We start from the raw sequence: 18631 nt of genomic DNA, 5'->3' as shown, positions 1-18631 counted from the left end.
TCGTGGGGGCGCGCTCCGAGCGGAGGTGCGCCCCCACAGGCCGGGGTTTTTTGAGCCTTCTACGGGGATATTCAAGGATTTAGAGGGAGACCACACGATGGCACTGACCGCACGCATCCGTACGCGGGACGGATGGGCCGTGTCGCACGCGGTCGTCACCGTGACCGACATGACCGGCACCCAGGTGCTGCGCGCCGAGGCCGACGGGGACGGGGCCGTACGGGACGCGACCGCCCTGGCGCCCGGCGCGTACACCGTGATCGTGACCGCGATCGGCTATGCGCCCGTCGCCTCCAGCGCGATCGTCACGGCGAGCGGGCGGGCCGAGATCGGGACGGTGACACTGGCCCGTCAGGGCGGTACGGAACTGCCGCCGCCCGGACCGTGGACCATCGACCCGGCGCACTCCTCCGTCGGCGCGGTCGCCCAGCACCTGGGGATCTCCAGCGTGCACGGCCGTTTCACGGAGTTCTCCGGGCTCATCGAGATCGCCCCGGACGACGTGACGAAGTCCCGCGTCGAGGCCGTCATCCGCGCCGCGTCCATCGACACCGGCAACGGGATGCGCGACAACCACCTGCGGTCCGCCGACTTCCTGGACATCGAGAAGTACCCGGAGATCACCTACCGCTCGACGGGCCTGACGGCCGCCGGCGCCGACCGCTGGACGGTCCACGGCGAGCTGACCATGCGCGGTGTCGTACGCCGGGTCGACCTGGACCTCGCCTACCTCAGCACGGGGTCCGACCCGTGGGGCGGCACCCGGGCGGCCTTCCGTGCGACGACGGAACTGCGCCGGGAGGACTTCGCGATGAACTACAACCAGGTGGTCCAGGCGGGCGTCGCTCTGGTCGGTACCACCCTCAAGGTCGAACTGGACATCCAGGCGGTGCAGGGCGACTCGCTGCCGCAGGCGTAGGCACCGCAGGGTCACCCTGAATCGCCGCGTCTGCCCCTAGGCTGCCCCCATGGCACCGAACATCGCGACGAACACCGCTGTATCGCTGGACGAGCTGCTCGACTTCGTGCGCCCCCGGCACCATGCCATCCTGCTGACCCGGCGCACCGACGGAGGCCCCCAGGGCTCGCCGCTGACCTGCGGGGTCGACGATGCCGGACGGATCGTGGTCTCCACCTACCCCGAGCGCGCCAAGACCCGCAACGCCAAGCGCGACGAGCGGGTCAGCCTGATCGTGCTCAGCGACGACTGGAACGGGCCGTGGGTCCAGATCGACGGCACCGCCGAGGTCATCGACTCACCGGACTCCGTCGAGCCGCTCGTCGAGTACTACCGCAACATCGCGGGCGAGCACCCGAACTGGGACGAGTACCGGGAGGCCATGGTCAAGCAGGGCAAGTCGATCATCCGGGTCACCCCGGTGCGCTGGGGCCCGGTGGCGACGGGCGGCTTCCCGTCCCGCCTGGTGCAGTCGGAGGACTGACCACCGCGGCGGCCGTCAGGACCGGCCCCGGGCGACCATCGCCTCGATCCCCGCGATCAGCGTCTCCAGCGCGAACGTGAAGTCCCGGTCGCGCATCTCCTCCACCGTGTCACCGCCGCGGGCCTCCATGAGGTCCGCGGACCGGCGCACCACCTCACCGAGTTCCGGACTCTCCGTCACCGCGCTCATCGCCTGGTGGAAGTACTCGTCCTGGCTCGTGCCGGCCGCCGCGCAGCGGTCGATGAAATGGCCCTCGATCGTGCCGAACCCGTACACGAACTGGAAGACCGCCGAGATGGCGCCCGTCCGGCCGTGCACGGGCAGCCCGGTCAGCCGGATGACCCGCTGCACGGCGAGCGAGAAGGCGACGGAGTGCGGGCCGATGTTGAGGAACCGCCCGGCGAGCGGCGAGAGCCAGGGATGGCGCACCAGCAGCGCCCGGTACTCGGTGGCGAGCCCCCGCAGCTGCTCGCGCCAGTCCTCGTCCGAGTCCGCGGCCGGCAACCGCACCTCTCCGAAGGCCGCGTCCAGCGCCAGCTCCAGCAGGTCGTCCTTGGTGTCCACGTACCAGTAGACCGACATCGCCGTCACGTCGAGTTCCGCGGCGAGCCGGCGCATGGAGAACTTCGCGAGTCCCTCCGCGTCCAGCAGCCGTACGGTCGCGTCGGTGATCCGGTCGCGGTCCAGCCCGGACGGCTGACCGCCGCCTCGCGTCCCGCCGCCCCGGGGTGCCTTGCCGTCCAGCCAGACGCTGGCACGCGCCGGACGTCCCGCCTGCCGGGCTGCCTTCACCATGGCGCACCTTCCTCGAGACTCCGACCGCTGATCACGATGCTAGGCGCCCGCGCCCCGGCAGGTACCCGGGGAAGGGCGCGGCCGACCCCGAACGGCGGCGGCCCGACGACCACTTCGCCCACCGAGCTGCCGGGCGACACCATCTCCGAGTCTGCCCGCTCCACCCCCGGCACACCGTCTTCGCGACGAACGACACAGGGGCGGTGGTCCGGGCGAGCTCGCCCGGACCACCGCCCCTGGGAAGCGAACCGTCAGCCGTTCGTCTTCTGCGTGAGGTCGTAGAAGGTGGCCGAACCGGCCGTAACCTTCTTGAAGTTCTTCTCCACCCACGAGCTGATCTGCGAGGCGACGTCCGAGCCGCCGTTGCTGCCGCCGCGGCCGCCGAAGCCACCACCGGCGATGAAGTAGTGGATCCTGCCCTCCGTCACGTACTTCTGGAACTGGGCGAGCGTCGGAGACGGGTCGCTGCCGTTGAAGCCGCCGATCGCCATCACCGCGTCACCGGTGGCGAGTTGGTAGCTCGCGGCGTTCTGCGAGCCGATGGAAGCGGCGACCCAGGTGTACTTCCCGGCGTCCTTCGTCAGCAGCTTCTTGGCCGCGGAGCCGACGTTCGCGCCGTTGAGCAGTCCGCCGACACCGCCTGCTCCTCCCATGCCGCCCTCGCCCGCCCGGCCGCCGCCGGGGAAGCCTCCCTGCTGGTTGCCCTGCTGGTTGCCCTGCTGGTTCTGGCCGTTCTGGCCGTTCTGGCCCGGCATCCCGCCGCCGGGGAAACCGCCGCCCGGGAAGCCCTGCGTGTTCCCGTTGCCGTTCTGCTGGTTCTGGCCGGGTGTGCCGCCGCCGAACCCGCCGGCCGTGCCACCGCCGAAGCCGCCGCGGCCGAAGCCGCCGCGGCCGGGGCCGCCGCGACCGCCCATCATGCTCGCGCCCGCCGGGCCGGCCGTGACGATCGACCCGGAGTGGCCCTCGTTCACCGTGGTGAGCGTGTACGCCGTCGGACCCGCGACCGACGCCACCAGGCTCAGGCCCACCGCCGCAAGGGCGAGTCGCCGGGCAAGCCGGGTCACGAAGATCAGACCGAGGGCGCCGGCCAGACCGCCGATGAGGACGAGCCACTTCAGCCAGGGCAGGTAGTCCGGCGTGCGATTGAGGAGCGTGTAACCCCAGGCTGCGGTGGCGGTGACGGTGGCCGCGAGCGTGAGCGAAGCCCACGTCCTCGACCGCTCCTCCCACAGGACCGTGACACCCATGCCGACCAGGGCGGCGATATAAGGAGCCAGGGCCACCGTGTAGTACTGGTGGAAGATGCCCGCCATATAGCTGAAGACGATCACGGTCATCAGCAGCGAGCCGCCCCAGGCGAGGAACGAGCCGCGGACCAGATCCGTGCGCTGCGCCTTCCTGGTCAGTACGAGGCCCGCCACCAGCAGGATCAGTGCGGCCGGCAACAGCCAGGAGATCTGGCTGCCGATCTCCGAGTTGAACATCCGGTTCCAGCCGGTGGTGCCCCACTGTCCGCCGCCGGCGCCCCCCATGCCGCCGACGCTGCCGGTCTCGTCTCCGTTGATGCGGCCGAACCCGTTGTAGCCGAAGGTCAGTTCAAGGAAGGAGTTGTTCTGCGAGCCGCCGATGTAGGGACGCGAGGACGCGGGCCACAGCTCGACGATCGCGACCCACCAGCCGCCCGAGACGACCATCGCGACGGTCGCGAGCCCCAGCTGTACGAGCCGCTTCCTCAGCCTCACGGGCGCGCAGACGCCGTACACCACCGCCAGCGCCGGCAGGATGAGAAAAGCCTGGAGGGTCTTCGTCAGGAAGGCGAAGCCCACCGCCACCCCCGCCCACACCAGCCACTTGGTGCGGCCGTCCTCCAGGCCCCGGACGACGAAGTAGACGGTGAGCGCCATCAGCAGCGCGAGCAGTGCGTCCGGGTTGTTGAACCGGAACATCAGCGCCGCGACAGGGGTCAGCGCGAGCACGGCGCCCGCGATCAGGCCGGCCGCGGGGCTGAACCGGCGCCGGACGGCCGCGTAGACCACGGCGACCGTGAGGACGCCCATGACGGCCTCGGGGACCAGGATCGCCCACGAGTTCAGGCCGAAGATCCGCACCGAGAGCGCCATCGGCCACAGCGCGGCCGGAGGCTTGTCGACGGTGATCGCGTTGCCCGCGTCCAGCGAGCCGAAGAAGAACGCCTTCCAGGATGTGCTGCCCGCCTGGACCGCCGCCGAGTAGAAGGAGTTGGCGTACCCGGAGGCGCTCAGGTCGTACAGGTACAGGAGCGCGGTGGCGAGCAGCAGACCGAGAAAGGCGGGACGTACCCAGCGCGGGTCCTCGGGCCGGCCGCGCCGGATTCTGCGCGCGAACGGCTGCTTGGGTTCACCGGAGCCGGGAGCGGGCGCCGACGGTACGGCGGGCTCCTGCGGGGGAGCGGCCTGGGGTGGTCCCCAGGAGTGGTGGCCCGCCCCCGACTGGTGGGTCGACTGGTCGTAATGGGTGGTCATCGGTAGTCCCTCGGGTCGGTGTCCTGCGGGTGCACCGGCTGCAGCGGTGTGGTCGCGTCCCCCCAGGTGGTGTCGTCCGCGGCGGCACCGGCGCGGAACCGGGTCGTGTCGTACGCGGACTGCGGCGCCGCGGTCCGCCGGGGCAGCGGCGCATGCTGCTCGTAGGGTTCGTAGAGCTGCCGGTACGGCCCCCCGTGCTGGGTCGCCGTCGTGAAGCGGGTGGGCGAGGACGGTTCCTGAGCGACGACGGACCGTGCGGTCGCCGGGCAGTTCTCGCGCTGGTCCGGGAACACCCAGGCCCTGAACAGCAGGAACCGCAGCACCGTCGCCGCGAGATTGGCGGCGATCAGCACTGCCAGCTCCGTGGAGTGCGCGGGGTCGGCCGTCGCCACGTTCAGGGCGGCGAGCGAGCCACTGGTGAGGACGAGGCCGATCCCGAAGACCACCAGGCCCTGTGCCTGGTGGCGGACCGCACCCCGCCGGCCGCGGATCCCGAAGGTGAGCCTGCGGTTGGCCGCCGTGTTGGCGAGCGCCGAGACCAGCAGGGCGAGGGCGTTGGCGATCTGCGAGCCCGAGAACTGCCGGAATAGGCTGTAGAGCACCAGGTAGAACAGGGTGGACAGGCCGCCCACCACGCAGAAGCCCACCAGTTGGCGGGCCAGGCCCCGCGGCACGTCCGTGATGTCCCGGTCCCGCGGATCGTCGCCGAAGGGCCGGACGAGCCGGTCCAGCGGAAGCGAACCGGTGGCCAGTGCCTTGCCGATGCGCCACACGCCCCTGAGGTCCTCGGTGGCGGTCTTCACGAGGTGCACCGTGGAGTCGGGGTCGTCGACCCAGTCCACCGGCACCTCGTGGATGCGCAGTCCGGCGCGCTCGGCGAGCACCAGCATCTCAGTGTCGAAGAACCAGCCGGTGTCCTCGACCAGCGGCAGCAGAGCCTGGGCCACATCCCGGCGGATCGCCTTGAATCCGCACTGGGCGTCCGAGAAGCGGGCCTGCAGCGAGCCGCGCAGGATCAGGTTGTAGGCCCGGCTGATGAACTCGCGCTTGGGACCTCGCACGACGCGGGAGGTACGGGCCAGCCGGGAACCGATCGCAAGATCGGAGTGACCCGAGATGAGCGGCGCCACCAGCGGCAGCAGCGCGTTGAGGTCGGTGGACAGGTCCACGTCCATATAGGCGAGGACGGGGGCGTCAGAGGTGGACCAGACGGTGCGCAGCGCGCGGCCGCGGCCCTTCTGCTCCAGCCGGAAGGACCTCACCCCGGCGATCTCCGCCTCCAGCCGCGCGGCCACCAGGGGGGTGGCGTCCGTGGACGCGTTGTCCGCGATCGTGATCCGGAACGCGTACGGGAAGGTGCGCTCGAGGTGATCGTGCAGTCTGAGCACACATGGCCGGAGGTCCTTCTCCTCGTTGTAGACGGGGATCACTACGTCCAGGGCAGGCGTACCGGCGTCGCCGGCCGGGAGGTGCTCCCGCGCCGGCAGAGTGCCGGGAGAAGAGTCGGTTCGCATGGCACCGACTCTTCTCAACCGCCCTGTCGCACCCATGTGGTGGTGCTGTGGTGCGCCTGTGAGTGCTGCTGCCGGCTTGTTTCGGGCGCGGGCGAGGGCACGTAGGGGGTGAGCGCCGGCAGATGCACGGTGAACACCGTCCGGCCGGGCGCCCTGTCGACGGTCACCGCGCCGCCGTGCGCCGTCGCGACGGCCTGCACGATGGCGAGGCCCAGGCCGGTCGAGCCGGTGGCCCTGGAACGTGCCGAGTCACCGCGCGCGAACCGCTCGAAGACGTGCGGCAATAGATCCGGCGGGATGCCCTGGCCGTCGTCCTGGACGTCCACGCACAGCCATGGACCGCGTCGTTGCACACGTGCGACGACGGTCGTACCGGGCGGAGTGTGGGTGCGCGCGTTGGCGAGCAGATTGACGAGCACCTGCTGCAGCCGTGCCGCGTCCGCCGACACGAGCGCGGGCTCGTCGGGCAGTTCCAGCCGCCAGTTGTGGTCGCGTCCGGCCGCGCGCGCGTCGCTGATGGTGTCCACGACGAGCGGTACGAGGTCGGTCCGCTCGAACCGGAGAGGGCGGCCCGCGTCCAGCCGGGCGAGCAGCAGCAGGTCCTCGACGAGCAGGGTCATCCGGTCGGCCTCGGACTCGATCCTGGCGAGGGCGTGCCGGGTGTCCGGGCCGGTCTGCTCCCGACCGCGCCTGGTCAGCTCTGCGTACCCGCGGATCGAGGCGAGCGGCGTGCGCAGCTCGTGACTGGCGTCCGCGACGAACTGCCTGACCCGCGTCTCGCTCTGCTGCCGTGCGTGCAGGGCGCCATGGACGTGGTCCAGCATGCGGTTGAGCGCCGCCCCGACCTGCCCGACCTCGGTGTGCGGATCGGTCTCGGACTCCGGAACCCGCTCGTCGAGGGTCACCTCACCGCTGTGCAGCGGCAGTTCGGACACCCGGGTGGCGGTCACGGCGACCTTGCGCAGGGGGCGAAGTGCGATCCCGACCAGTACGGATCCGGCGATCCCGGCGGCGACGAGCCCGGCGGCGGTGACGCTGACCTCGACGATGATGAGGGTGTTGATGGTGTTGGTGACGGACCTGGTGGGCAGGGCGACATAGAAGGTGCCCCGGCCGCCGGTGACGTACTTGACGCGGTACTCGCCGAGCCCCGGGAGCGTGACGGTGTGCAGCTTGTCGTCTCGGGGGACGGAGGCGAGCGCGGTGGTCTGCGCCCCGGACAGCAGGACGGCGTTCATCCGCTCGAAGCCGCCGCTGTCGGAGGAGACGGCCTTGGCTATGACCGCCTTGGTGACCGCGCCACTGGAGTCGACCTCGGCGGCGACCGTGTCGAGCTGGGTCGGCCCCCTGGTGACGAACTCGCTCAGCCTGTCCTGCCCCGAGGTGCTGCCGGAGCCGGCCGCCGACAGGTCGCCGTACCGGTTGCCCGGGTCCGGACTGCCGTTGCCCAGGCCTGCCAGCTTCCCTGGCGGGCCGGAGACCCGCGTGCCGGTGTCGGCCACCTGCCCGTCCAACTGCCCGTACAGGTGCTGCCCCAGCGCGATGGTCGTCACGGTGCCGATCACGGCGCACACCACGGCGATCAGACTGACCGCCGAGACGACGAGCCGCGTTCGCAGTGTGCGCGGCTGTCGTCCTCGCTGCTTCTGCGTACGCGGCCGTCGCCGACTGCTCATGACGCCGCTGGCTTGATCAGATAGCCGGCTCCGCGCCTGGTGTGGATCATCGGCTCGCGTCCCGCGTCGATCTTCCGCCGCAGATAGGAGATGTACAGCTCGACGACATTGGCCTGGCCGCCGAAGTCGTACGACCACACGCGGTCGAGGATCTGCGCCTTGCTGAGCACGCGCCGCGGGTTGCGCATCAGGAAGCGCAGCAGTTCGAACTCGGTGGCCGTGAGATGGATGCTCTCACCGGCCCGCCACACCTCGTGGCTGTCCTCGTCGAGGGTGAGGTCACCGACGACCAGCACCGAGTCGGAACGGCGGTCGGCGGCACCGGCCCGCCGGATCAGCCCACGCAGCCTGGCCACGACCTCTTCGAGGCTGAACGGCTTGGTGACGTAGTCGTCGCCACCGGCGGTCAGACCCGCGATCCGGTCCTCGACGGCGTCCTTGGCGGTCAGGAAGAGGACGGGCACGTCCGGCAGTTCGCGCCGCAGCCGCCCCAGCACGGCCAGACCGTCCATGTCCGGGAGCATCATGTCCAGGACGACGGCGTCGGGCCGGAACTCGCGCGCGGTCTGCATGGCGCCGTGTCCGTCACCCGCGCTGCGGATCTGCCAGCCTTCGTAGCGGAGGGCCATGGACAGCAGTTCGGTGATGGACAGCTCGTCGTCCACCACCAGCACTCGGACGGGGCTCCCGTCCGGCCTCAGCAGTTCGGTGCGCCCCTGGGGCGAGGTCGTGGTCATGGTGGACACCATGTCCGGGCCCTCTGAGAGCGCCCTTTCACGAATCTGTGATTTCCCTGAGAAACGCACAGACGTCTCTCAGGGAACTCCTGGGAAGATCGCGAAGCGGCCTGGTTTCCGGGGTCCGTGGCCCGGCCCGGGCACAAGGATGAGACGCGGATGAGCGGGCGTCGTCATGAGTCCCCTGTGAGCGCCCTGGGTTGACGGGGACTCAGGCAGGGCGTTGCCCGGGACGTCGATGCGCCGCCCGAGCCTGCCGGAGCATCTCGAGGGCCTCCGCGAGGCCGGACCCGGTGCGGCCCGGCGCGTGGCTCACTCGGGCGCCCGCCGGAACGTGTGGCTGCGCTCGGCCCTGGCCACGTGCAGCGTGTACGACTCGTACCAGTGCGCACGCCCGTGCTCCTGGGCCGCGCGGTGCTCCAGATCGCTCCGCCACTCCTCGATGGCGCCAGGTCCCGGAAGGACCCGACGGTGATCGAGAACCTGCCCGGGGTACAGGCGTGTCCTGCGGCGGGGCCCTCAGAACAAACCGTCCTGCACCTCAGCCTCCCCCATCTTCCGCACCGGAACGGTGACTTCGTCGCGCGTGGCGGCCGTCAGCTCCCAGCCCGTCATCAGCCGCGTGTCCAGCACGAGAACCCCGCATCCCGTCAGCAGGTGAAGATCGGGTCCGGCGGCGGCCAGCACCTCTCCGCTCAGCACCCCGCCGGCCACGAGCTCGCTCACCACACCGTCCGCACGGGGCAGCCCGTCGAGGCCGAACACCGCACTGTGGTCGACGGCCCGGAACGGCGCCCGCTCCAGCGAATCCGGCCAGCCATCGAGTGCCACCGCCCGCGCGTGCAGCTCCGCCAGCTCGGCGACCCGCTCCCCGGCCGGGGGCAGCGCGGCGCGCACCACCCGTTTGCCGGCGTACGGAATCCGGTCCGGCACCCGGAGCGCTGCCCTCAGCAGCTCCTCCGCGCGCCGAGCCGCCATCAGCGGCCCGCGCCCCAGCCAGCTGAAGGAGACGGCACCCTGCTCGAGAAGCCGCGCCGAACCGCGCTCGGCCGCGGTGATCCCGACCTTGACCAGACCAGGCCCGAACCAGGCGAGATACACCCGGTAAGGCCGCGGATCGTCGGCGACGGTATCGGCGGCGACGGAATGCGCCCGGTCGAGCCGAGCGCACTCCTCGCACCGTGCCCCCGTGCTGCGCCCGGACACCTCGGCCCGCACCGGACACGCGTGGCCGCGGGCGCCCACACACGTCCGCACGCCCCCGCCCACGACCGCGAAGGCCACCCGCTTCCCGCGCCCGACACCACTGCGCCGCCCGCCTTCCCATCCGAGCACGGGCCCGTCCTCACCCCACCGCAGCCCCGTGCATCTCCACACCTGAGTCATCGCTCTCGACAGTAGGGGCCACCACTGACAACGCCCGGGGCGTGAGGCCCCGGCAGTGGCCCGCGCCGTCCCAGCCGGGGAGCTCATGGACGGCGTCAGCCGAGGGAAACGGCCTGCCCCTCGGCGGTGATGCGGCTTTAGAGTAGAGCGATCGACTGCTCTGACGGATGAGTCAGGAGCGGTGCTCAAGGGGAAGGCTGGGGGGCGTCTCATGTCCAAGGTTCTGCACGGGCGTATCCGAAGACCTGCCGAAGTGGGGTTGTGCGGCGCGTTGTTGGCCGCCTCGGTGCTGGTCGCGCCCGCCGCGACCGCGTCGGGCGGGGAGCCTGCCGCAGGGCGAACCGTGGGAGTGGTTTCCAAGGCGACGGACACGGTGGACCACCGGGCGCCGAACGCCGAGTTGGGGGACGGCGGACGCGTCGAACTCGTCGGTGGTCACGACATCCACGTCACGAAGCAACCGAAGGGCGCCGCGGGTCAGGCGGCCCGCTATGCCTTCGGCGCCATGAACGGGACGGTGACCGTACGGCCGGCCGGGCCGCACGCGGCAGACCGTAGGGCCGCGGACCTCCCGCTGACCTCGGCGGGTGCCGACGCCACGCGCACGCCCGCCACGCGGAGCGGTCTCACCGCGCTGAGGGCCGCCACGTCGACGTACTCGGTGAAGCTGAGCATCACGAACGCCGACGTCACGAGCAAGTACTTCTATGTCTGGAACCGCAAGACCTGGGCGGCATACCTGGTCAACAGCGACGCCGCCGGTCCCACGGCGACCGTGAAGCTGCCGCCGGGTGACTACTTCTCGGTGGCTCTGCACATGGACTGGCGACAGCCGAGCTATCTCCTCACCCGTGCCTTCACCGTCGGGTCGGCCGCCACGACTGTCACCTTCGACCAGCGTGCAGCCAAGGAGGCCGGGATCCGGTCCGACGACACCACCGCCACACGGCTGGACTCGTCCGTGTGGATCAGCGTCCCGGGTGGTGACCTGGCGGGTTTCGCCGGCGGAGGCGCCGACAAGGTGTACGTCACCCCGTTCTCGGTGCCGGGCGTCGCGCTGCGCATCCACGACGTGCTGGGGAAGAAGGGCTCCTCGGCGAGCGCGCCGAGCCCCTACCGGTACGACCTTGTGCACAGCTTCACCACCACGGTGCCGAGCTCACCCGTTGCGACGGTCCGTACGTCAGCGCTGTCGAAGACCGTCACGCAGGTCGACGCCCCCGGTGCCCACACGACCGCGTACCTGGAGACGGCCCCGGATCTCGGCGAGTGGACGGGCGTCTTCCTCGGCAGCAACGTGCCGGTGGCCGGCTCCGTCACCGAGTACGTCACCCCCGGAGTCAGCTACATGCGCTCGCTGGACTACGCCGTGGGTGATCTGTACCTGATCCTGCCCGACCGGACCCTGCCCGCCGGGACCAGTCCGGGCGAGGTCCTGGGCGCGGCTCCGCTGCAGCCGGTGCGCGGGCCGTCCCCCGGATCGCAGTGGTACAACGGCAAGGCCTCGCTGTTCGAGACGCGCACCTTCGGTGACACCACGGGCCACTACGGCTACGACCGCAGGGCGACGTACTCGTACAAGCTGACGGGCTCCGATGGCGTCACCTACGCTCAGGCATCGGGTCTCGACTCCGGCCACTCCCTGACGTCGGCGACGGTGCCTACCGCTCCGCAGACGTACACCCTCGAGCAGACCATGCACCGCCATGTCCCCTACTCCCGGCTGTCCACGGACGTACACAACCAGTGGACGTTCCGGTCGGGCTACGCCAGCGGCAAAGAACTCCCCCTGATCGACACCGATTTGAAGGTCTCCGGGCTCGACGCGATGGGACGTGCGGCCGCCGGGCCGGTCCGGATCGACGCGAGTGCCACCACCCGCGCCACGGACGCGGCGCAGGCGAACACCAGGATCACGGGCCTCGCGTACTCCACCGACGACGGCACCACCTGGACCGATCTCCCCGTCACGGCCGACGGCTCGGCGACGCTGGACGTCCCCCCGGCCGCCTCCTTCATCACCCTGCGCGTCACCGCCGTCGACGACCAGGGCGGCAGCCTCAGCCGCACCATCGACCGGGCGTTCGCCGGGCCCGCCCCGCAGGGCAACGAGACCGTTGGCGCGACCCGCATCTCGAACGTCACCGTGAACGGCGGCAAGCCGGTGGAACTGACCGACCAGCCGCTCCAGCACTTCGATGCGAAGTTCACCGCCACCGACCCCTCGGGGATCGCACGCGGGGACATGTACCTCTACCGGGGTTCCTACGACGCTCCCGGCGCCGTCCTCTACAGCCTGTGGCCGGGAGCGTGCACCAAGGTCAATGCGACCACGTCCACCTGCCAGGTGTCCTTCGCCTACATCGAGCCGCGCTGGACCCTCGGCCGCAACTCCCTTGCCGGGCCCTGGAAGGTCGCAGCCTGGGCCGAGTCCGCGGACGGCACAGGACGCATCGACCTGCACGCAGCCGCCACGCAGTCCCTGCTGCGTGACACGACCCTGTCGGCCAACGCGTCCCCCGAGCCGGTGACCAAGGGCAAGACGCTCACCGTCACCGGCAAGCTCTCCATCGTGGACTGGGAGACGCTCGGCGGCTATCACGGGAACCCCCGTCAGAAAGTGCAGCTCCAGTTCCGCAAGAAGGGGGCGTCCACGTACACGACCGTCAAGACGGTCACGACGGACAGCTCCGGAAACCTGAAGACCACGGTGAAGGCATCCGTGGACGGCTACTGGCGCTACAGCTACGGGGGCACCTCCACCACGGCTCCCGTCAACGCCGGCGGCGACTTCGTCGACGTCCGCTGACATCACGACCGCGTAAGGCCCCGGCCTCACCGGCCGGGGCCTCTCCGTCACTGGAGTGCCGACAGGTTCACAGCCCTCGAGCCCGTTCAGCGGGGCTCCGGGCCGGGGGCCGTGGTTCAGTCCTCGTCCAGGCGCCAGGTCTCCCAGACCGAGTCAAGGCGCCGGTAGGCGTCGTCGAACCAGGCGTCGTTCAACGAGACGGTCACGGTCACCGTGGTCAGGGACATCGAGTGGTCCTCGATCGTGGCACGGCACCGGTCATCGTCCTCGTCGAGCTCGATGAACAGCCACGGGGCACGTGTGCGCTCACGCCAGGCGATGTCCAGCCCTGCGTCGAGCATGTCCAGGGCCTTCTGCCACTGCCGCAGGTCCTCGGGCCCGATCCAGGTCTTCAGACTGCCGCGCACGAAGGGCGTGTCGACCAGGAACTCCCCGACCAGCACATCGGACTCCGTCGGGCTCGTCCGCCCCTGCTTCCCCATGATCCGGAGAACGACGCTGTTGCCCTCGCCCTCCAGGCGGATCAGGTCGATCGGATCCTCAGCCATGACTACCCCTCCCGGCTCGCGCTTGTGCCGAACCCTAATCGTCGGCAGCCACGCGAAGGCGACCGAGAGGTGACCAAGAGTGGCTCGTGTCTTGTGCCACCCACCCATGTCAGATGCCCCGCCGGATGATCCGGCGGGCCGTCTGATCCCTGCGCGTTCGGCAGGATCCGAACCTGCCGGGACGGTGACGAGAGCCGGTGTTCAACCCTCGTCAGCCGGCCCACGGCGACCGTAGAAGTCCTCCCATGCCTGCCGCTGGATCTCGTCGGCGTTCGCGAGGAGTTTCTCCAGAGGCTCCGCGGCCCCTGAAGGAGGAGCGGGCATCTGGGTCAGCGTGTCGTACAGGTACTCGCAGGCCTCTGCTTCGGTGCCGAAACGCCGAATGACCCTGTCCTGGGAGCGTTGGCGCAGACCGACGGTCCAGGCATCCGCCTCACGGCGCAGGAAGTAGTAGGCGTCCGGTTGGACGGGCACATCGTGGACGTCGGCAATCTCGTAGAACGCCTCGGGAACGTCCGCTTCGCGGAGTCTTTCGACGAGTTCTGCGCTGTCCATCAGGTTCGTCCCGTCGCCCGGCTCAAGGTGGGCCCCGACGCAGGGGGTTGAGGCCACCCCGGACGCCGCGGGTCAGGTCACCGGCAATGCTTGCAGATACTTCAACGTGACGAGGTCGGAGACCGCCGATTTCGTCACGTACTGGAGACCGAGCCCACGCTGGCCGAACCACGGCCTGATCGGGCCGGCATCGACGGTGAACGGCCTGATGACCCGGTAGAGGTGGTAACTGTACGGATAGTCCTCGGTGTAGGTGTCGAGATTGCTCGGCGGAATGGCACGGCTGGCGTACGGCGTGCCTGCGGGGGCGAGGAAATTGCCGAAACCGCTGCCGAAGAGGTCGACCAACTGGCCCCTGTGGAGCGTCGTGGAATGCTCGACCGGCTTGCCGTTCCTCAGCACGAAGCCATTGTTGTCGGGATACCACCAGCCCGGCTTCCCTGTCTGGGGATCCGTCTGCCAGTAACACGCGAGGAACTGGGACACGGAGAGGTGGTCCGTGTGCTCATAGCCCCTCAGCATCCTGCCGAGGGCACCTCTCTGAGGAAGGTATGCCGGTCCCAGCCGCCAGTCGTTGCGGTAGTAGCGCTGATCTGTCGTCTCCGGGGCGCCGTTGGACCCGCGGCTGCGGTTCTCGGTCGGGCAGTGCGCGGTGTTCCCCGCACGGGGATGGACGGCTTGGGCCGTCGCCGGTGAGATGCCGGTCAGCAGGAGGAGCGAAGCGAGAGCACTCCCCATGAAGGCGCGCAGTACGCGCATTCGGTGTCCCTTCTCTTCCGGCGCCAACCCGGCGCCGCCTGGGGGCGGGCAGCCGGTGTCGGTCACCAGTTGCCGGCCTCATCGGACAGGGCTCATTTCATGCGCGGTACAACCGTCAGGGGCGAAGGTGTCGCAGATAGTCACCCGAACCGATAAACACAAGTCCTCGGACAGCCGAAGAGCGGAGACGATGACCGGACCGCGCGGGACCCCGAAGTGGTGATGCGCTCCTCTTCCACGCGGGGTGATCCACGGCAGGCGGGGTGATCCGTGGCAGCAACCCTGGTGGTGCGGGCTGAGCTGCGCACGATCGAGGGACGCCACGGGCGTAGGGCAGCCTGTCAGTCCCCGCGGCTAGGCTCGCGGACGCGCGGTCGGCCTCCGAGGTGTCCAGCTCTGTAGAGCAGCTGCATCCCCGGCTTTGTCCGGGGGCGGCCCGGGACCAACCCGGGACCTAACCGACGGTCGGGCTTCGCCGATGGCCAAGAGTGAGACCTGCCAGTGCCGACCGCGCACCAAATCACTGGCGTACTTCGAGTGAAGGCGCACGTTTTCCCTGGAACTTGCAGACGGTCATGCTGACCGATTCATCCGCCGCGCGCAGCACCCGGCGCAGTTGTAAGGCCACCACTCGTACAACTCATGCATGTCTGCCGCGAGATCCCGTCGGCGGATCGACCAACACAGGTTCTACCGGCAGCGGTTCGCGGCTTCCCCGACGCTCGCCGCCCGACCGGGCACGCGGAGGGCACCGATGGCGTTCTCCCGACCTTCGGCGCCCCAATCCTGCGTGTATGTGGGCCTACTTGCGGTAATGGTCGGTCATGGTGGGCGAGGAGTCGTGCATCGTGTTGGCGTTGAAGGACACCCGGTCGTTGTACGCCTGCACCCGTCGTGCCTGCTCGACAAGGAGCCCTTCGGCGCTCTCAGTGGTACCGCTTCTGCGCCGTACGAGCTTGACGATCAGAACGATCGCCAACGTCACCATGAGTCCGAACAGGACTCCCAGCTCGATCATGAAACCCCCGTTGTGATCGGCATCAGTGCTCAGTTCGGATGATAACGATGGACCTGGTGGCGACCTAGACCAAAAGCCTCGCGGTCAATCCCCCTCGGTACAGAACGAGATGGGCGAGGTCGCCGTGGAGCCCGAGGTGCAGGACACAGTCGGACGATGCCGCATCCGGCCAGGGCGGGTGGTTGCGGCAACTGACCAAACGGGTGCTGGAGTCCTTCCTTGGAAGGCGAGATCACCGATCACCTCGGCCACGAGAAGCACGACCCAGCCAGGAAGGACAACGGCAACAGCCGCGACGGAGGGGGCGAGGGGCCGGGCCGGGGAGCGGTGAACGCCCGATGAAGAATGTCCGGCCGGATTCCGCGTGGACTCGTGCGGAGACGATCACCTGCCTATCGTGCGGCGGTGATACATCCCCGGGGCATCACCGCCCTCCTGTTCTGCCTTCTGGCGGCCGTGGGCGCCGTCGCGTGCGAGGTGACGCCGCCGCCCGACGACACGGTCGTGGCTCCGGCTCCGCGCTCCAGCGCGCTGCACGCCGCGGTCACGCCGTCGGCGGTTCCCACGACGGCCCGACAGAGCGCCACACCCGCCCCGAGCGCGCCCCCGACGCGATCCGCCGTGTCCCCGTCCCCCGCGAACGACTGCGCCGCGCGCGATCTGGTACTCACTTCCGACAAGCCGAGGCGGGCCGTCCTGGGCAACCCGGGGGATGTGGCCATGGACATGCGGCTGCGCAGCCGCTCCGGCATCAGCTGTGTACTCGACGGGTGGCCGGGCGTCGTCTTCGTCGGTGGGGAAGCAGAGCCCCCCACGAAGTGCGTGCCGGGCTATCCGGGCCCGCAGTGCCTCGGCCGCATCGACACGACGAGCCGGCGGCCCCTGTCGGTGACGCGCTACGGTCCGGGGCGCCCCACAGCTGTCCGGCTCGCTCCCGGGCGGAGCACATCGTTCAGCCTCGTCTGGAAGTCGGCCACGGAGACGGTCTGCAACGGCGCCGACTTCTACGGCCCGCCGTACGCCGCGGACATCTGGGTGCCCGGCGACTCCGCGCCTGTGGTCGTGACCCTGCTGCCCATCTCGCCTTGCCACGGAAAAATCGGAATCACCCCGTTCGGAATCACCGGCTGAGACCCATCGCCCCACCTCAGCGGGGTGACCTCGCCCACCGAGGTGGAGGTCTCCTTCGACTTCGGACCGCACATCGACACACGCGCATGGGGCGGCTACGTCATCGCCCCATGCAGTACGACCCCGACAACACCTACGAGGTCTCCCAGAACGCGCCTGCGGCCGAACCGACGCTCGCACGATCACGGAGAGGCTCGGTCACGACACGATCACGATGACGCTCGACACACACGCACATGTGCTTGGGACGACGCTGCGGGTCGCCGCCGATCAGGTGGACGACGCTCTCGGCCTCGATGACTCCGACGAGGGTTCGGAGGACGTGGTGGAGCCCGGCACCGACGACTGAGCACGGTTTCCGGCCACGTTGATGTCACCGGCTGATGTCAAAGACCCCCCGGGCTGAGCCCGGGGGGTCTTTGATCGGTGCGCACTCGGCAGGATTCGAACCTGCAACCTTCTGATCCGTAGTCAGATGCTCTATCCGTTAAGCTACGAGTGCTTGTTCTCTTTTTTCTCCGCCGTTCCCGGTCCTTCCGGCCCGCTCACGGCGACAGGAAGAACATTACATGACTGCCGCCGCCATGTGAAATCCATTTGCCCTACCCCTTGTGACCTGCGGAAACACCCTCAGCCGGGGGGTCGAGGGCGAGGCTCCGAGCGGCCCTGGAAACACCGAAGCCCCGGCCGTACGGACCGGGGCTTCGGTGATCAAGCGCGGAGGCGGAGGGATTTGAACCCTCGATGGGCTTTAAGGCCCAAACCGCATTAGCAGTGCGGCGCCATAGACCGGACTAGGCGACGCCTCCAGCACAACCGCCCGCGCGAGCGCGAGTGGTGCGTGCAGATGATGACACAGCTGAGCGCGCTGTCACCAATCGCCCCCCACGGTACTAGGCGGAAAGGCCACAGGGCAAAGCACTGGGCCGCAAAACGCGGGTCGCGATCCGGCGACGTCACCCCGCGGGCCGCCCCGGGCGGGCTCTCCCTCGGCGGTGCGCTCGCGGAACCTGGCCGGCCGGGCGTGTGCCGCGCCCCACCGGCCCCATCCGTCACTCCGCCGACAGGCGGACGGCGGGGCCAGGGGCGCAACCGTCCCGCTTCTCCGCCGTTGGTCAGGGCATGGTCCAGTTCACCTCGCGCGGCCTGATCATCGGGGCCCTCACCCTTCTCTCCGCGTCCGCCGTGCCCGCTGTGTCCGTCGCGGCGGACGCCCACAGCCGGCCCCGGGTGCCGGGCACCGACCGGCTCGTCCTCACCGTGCGCCACGCGGGGCAGGCGGACGGCACGTACGTCCTGCGCTGCCATCCGGGGGGCGGCACCCATCCGAGAGCCCTGGAGGCCTGCGGCGCGCTCGACCGTCGGACCGTCTGGGGCCGGGACCCCTTCGCACCCGTCCCGCCACGCAGCCTGTGCACGATGCAGTACGGCGGCCCCGCCACCGCGCGCGTCACGGGGGTCTGGGCGGGACGTCCGGTCGACGCCCGCTACGACCGCAGCGACGGCTGCCAGATCGCACGCTGGAACGACCTCGTGCCGCTGCTTCCGGACGTTCGTTCGGAAAACGTGCCCAGTCGGACCACCTCGGGCAGCGGCCGGCGCCACGGGTAATGTCCGGGTTCCGCCCGGTCACCTGTGCAGTCACACGATCTGCGTCACTTCCGCGTGCGACCTCCCTCTCATCCGGCGCCGCAGGCTGGGCCGCTGCCCGTAGACTCGCTCACGTGACACGCTGCGGGCCGGTTGGCAAGATGGCCCCC

The 18631-nt window shown here is 69.9% G+C and carries 16 protein-coding genes, 2 tRNA genes and 1 pseudogene; 7 read left to right on the top strand and 12 right to left on the bottom strand.

Going from position 1 to position 18631, the window contains the following annotated elements:
• Positions 1-97: 97 nt before the first annotated feature.
• On the top strand, positions 98-919 hold the full coding sequence (locus tag ACQEXA_RS29410; protein ID WP_433131563.1) for a YceI family protein: 822 nt from the start codon (positions 98-100) through the stop codon (positions 917-919).
• A 49-nt stretch (positions 920-968) separates the two neighbouring features.
• The gene (locus ACQEXA_RS29405) at positions 969-1442 is read left to right on the top strand and encodes a PPOX class F420-dependent oxidoreductase (RefSeq protein WP_359404807.1); all 474 of its coding nucleotides are present in this window, start codon (positions 969-971) and stop codon (positions 1440-1442) included.
• 15 nt (positions 1443-1457) lie between these two features.
• Here ACQEXA_RS29405 and ACQEXA_RS29400 read toward each other — a convergent pair whose 3' ends face one another.
• From ACQEXA_RS29400 to ACQEXA_RS29375, 6 genes are all read right to left on the bottom strand, one after another.
• Positions 1458-2237 carry a TetR/AcrR family transcriptional regulator gene (locus tag ACQEXA_RS29400; protein WP_433131561.1) on the bottom strand — a complete coding sequence of 260 codons (780 nt, stop codon included), beginning with the start codon at positions 2235-2237 and terminating at the stop codon, positions 1458-1460.
• 251 nt (positions 2238-2488) lie between these two features.
• Complete coding sequence (locus ACQEXA_RS29395; protein WP_433131559.1) at positions 2489-4738, bottom strand: glycosyltransferase family 39 protein; 2250 nt, start codon at positions 4736-4738, stop codon at positions 2489-2491.
• On the bottom strand, positions 4735-6252 hold the full coding sequence (locus tag ACQEXA_RS29390) for a glycosyltransferase (protein WP_433131557.1): 1518 nt from the start codon (positions 6250-6252) through the stop codon (positions 4735-4737). The genes ACQEXA_RS29395 and ACQEXA_RS29390 overlap by 4 nt, the downstream gene beginning before the upstream one ends.
• Before the next feature lie 14 nt (positions 6253-6266).
• Positions 6267-7928 carry a sensor histidine kinase gene (locus tag ACQEXA_RS29385; protein WP_433131555.1) on the bottom strand — a complete coding sequence of 554 codons (1662 nt, stop codon included), beginning with the start codon at positions 7926-7928 and terminating at the stop codon, positions 6267-6269.
• The gene (locus ACQEXA_RS29380; protein ID WP_433131552.1) at positions 7925-8665 is read right to left on the bottom strand and encodes a response regulator transcription factor; all 741 of its coding nucleotides are present in this window, start codon (positions 8663-8665) and stop codon (positions 7925-7927) included. Before ACQEXA_RS29380 ends, ACQEXA_RS29385 begins: the two co-directional genes overlap by 4 nt.
• 519 nt (positions 8666-9184) lie before the next feature.
• Positions 9185-10051 (bottom strand): DUF2797 domain-containing protein, encoded by an 867-nt coding sequence (locus ACQEXA_RS29375; protein WP_433131550.1) that lies wholly within the window; start codon positions 10049-10051, stop codon positions 9185-9187.
• A 211-nt stretch (positions 10052-10262) separates the two neighbouring features.
• Here ACQEXA_RS29375 and ACQEXA_RS29370 point away from each other — a divergent pair, with 211 nt between their 5' ends.
• Positions 10263-12860, top strand: coding sequence for a hypothetical protein (locus ACQEXA_RS29370; RefSeq protein ID WP_433131548.1), 2598 nt, complete (start codon positions 10263-10265; stop codon positions 12858-12860).
• A 116-nt stretch (positions 12861-12976) separates the two neighbouring features.
• Here ACQEXA_RS29370 and ACQEXA_RS29365 read toward each other — a convergent pair whose 3' ends face one another.
• From ACQEXA_RS29365 to ACQEXA_RS29350, 4 genes are all read right to left on the bottom strand, one after another.
• Positions 12977-13408 carry a DUF5959 family protein gene (locus ACQEXA_RS29365; protein ID WP_433131546.1) on the bottom strand — a complete coding sequence of 144 codons (432 nt, stop codon included), beginning with the start codon at positions 13406-13408 and terminating at the stop codon, positions 12977-12979.
• A 201-nt stretch (positions 13409-13609) separates the two neighbouring features.
• Positions 13610-13963, bottom strand: coding sequence for a hypothetical protein (locus ACQEXA_RS29360; protein WP_359404782.1), 354 nt, complete (start codon positions 13961-13963; stop codon positions 13610-13612).
• Between the two features lie 72 nt (positions 13964-14035).
• A complete protein-coding gene (locus ACQEXA_RS29355) occupies positions 14036-14722 on the bottom strand; it encodes a TNT domain-containing protein (RefSeq protein WP_433131543.1) in 687 nt (228 codons plus the stop codon).
• An 802-nt stretch (positions 14723-15524) separates the two neighbouring features.
• A complete protein-coding gene (locus ACQEXA_RS29350; protein ID WP_433131541.1) occupies positions 15525-15740 on the bottom strand; it encodes a hypothetical protein in 216 nt (71 codons plus the stop codon).
• A 164-nt stretch (positions 15741-15904) separates the two neighbouring features.
• Here ACQEXA_RS29350 and ACQEXA_RS29345 point away from each other — a divergent pair.
• The 3 genes and pseudogenes from ACQEXA_RS29345 to ACQEXA_RS29335 all read left to right on the top strand — a co-directional run.
• Positions 15905-16040: pseudogene (locus tag ACQEXA_RS29345) on the top strand (IS256 family transposase); the annotation flags it as partial.
• Between the two features lie 105 nt (positions 16041-16145).
• Positions 16146-16871, top strand: a complete 726-nt coding sequence (locus ACQEXA_RS29340) for a DUF4232 domain-containing protein (protein ID WP_432929909.1) — start codon at positions 16146-16148, stop codon at positions 16869-16871.
• 214 nt (positions 16872-17085) lie between these two features.
• Entirely contained in the window at positions 17086-17220 is a 135-nt protein-coding gene (locus tag ACQEXA_RS29335) for a hypothetical protein (RefSeq protein ID WP_432929911.1), read from the top strand.
• 80 nt (positions 17221-17300) lie between these two features.
• Here ACQEXA_RS29335 and ACQEXA_RS29330 read toward each other — a convergent pair.
• Together ACQEXA_RS29330 and ACQEXA_RS29325 are read right to left on the bottom strand one after the other, a co-directional pair.
• Positions 17301-17373 (bottom strand) — tRNA-Arg (locus ACQEXA_RS29330).
• Between the two features lie 216 nt (positions 17374-17589).
• Positions 17590-17680, bottom strand: a tRNA-Ser gene (locus ACQEXA_RS29325).
• 313 nt (positions 17681-17993) lie between these two features.
• On the opposite strand from ACQEXA_RS29325, the gene ACQEXA_RS29320 reads away from it, so the two are divergent.
• Entirely contained in the window at positions 17994-18482 is a 489-nt protein-coding gene (locus ACQEXA_RS29320; protein ID WP_432929912.1) for an SSI family serine proteinase inhibitor, read from the top strand.
• Positions 18483-18631: the final 149 nt, after the last annotated feature.

It is taken from the genome of Streptomyces sp. CA-106110, from assembly GCF_050936285.1.
In the GTDB taxonomy this organism is placed as follows: domain Bacteria; phylum Actinomycetota; class Actinomycetes; order Streptomycetales; family Streptomycetaceae; genus Streptomyces.
This window is presented reverse-complemented; position numbering and strand designations above follow the sequence as displayed.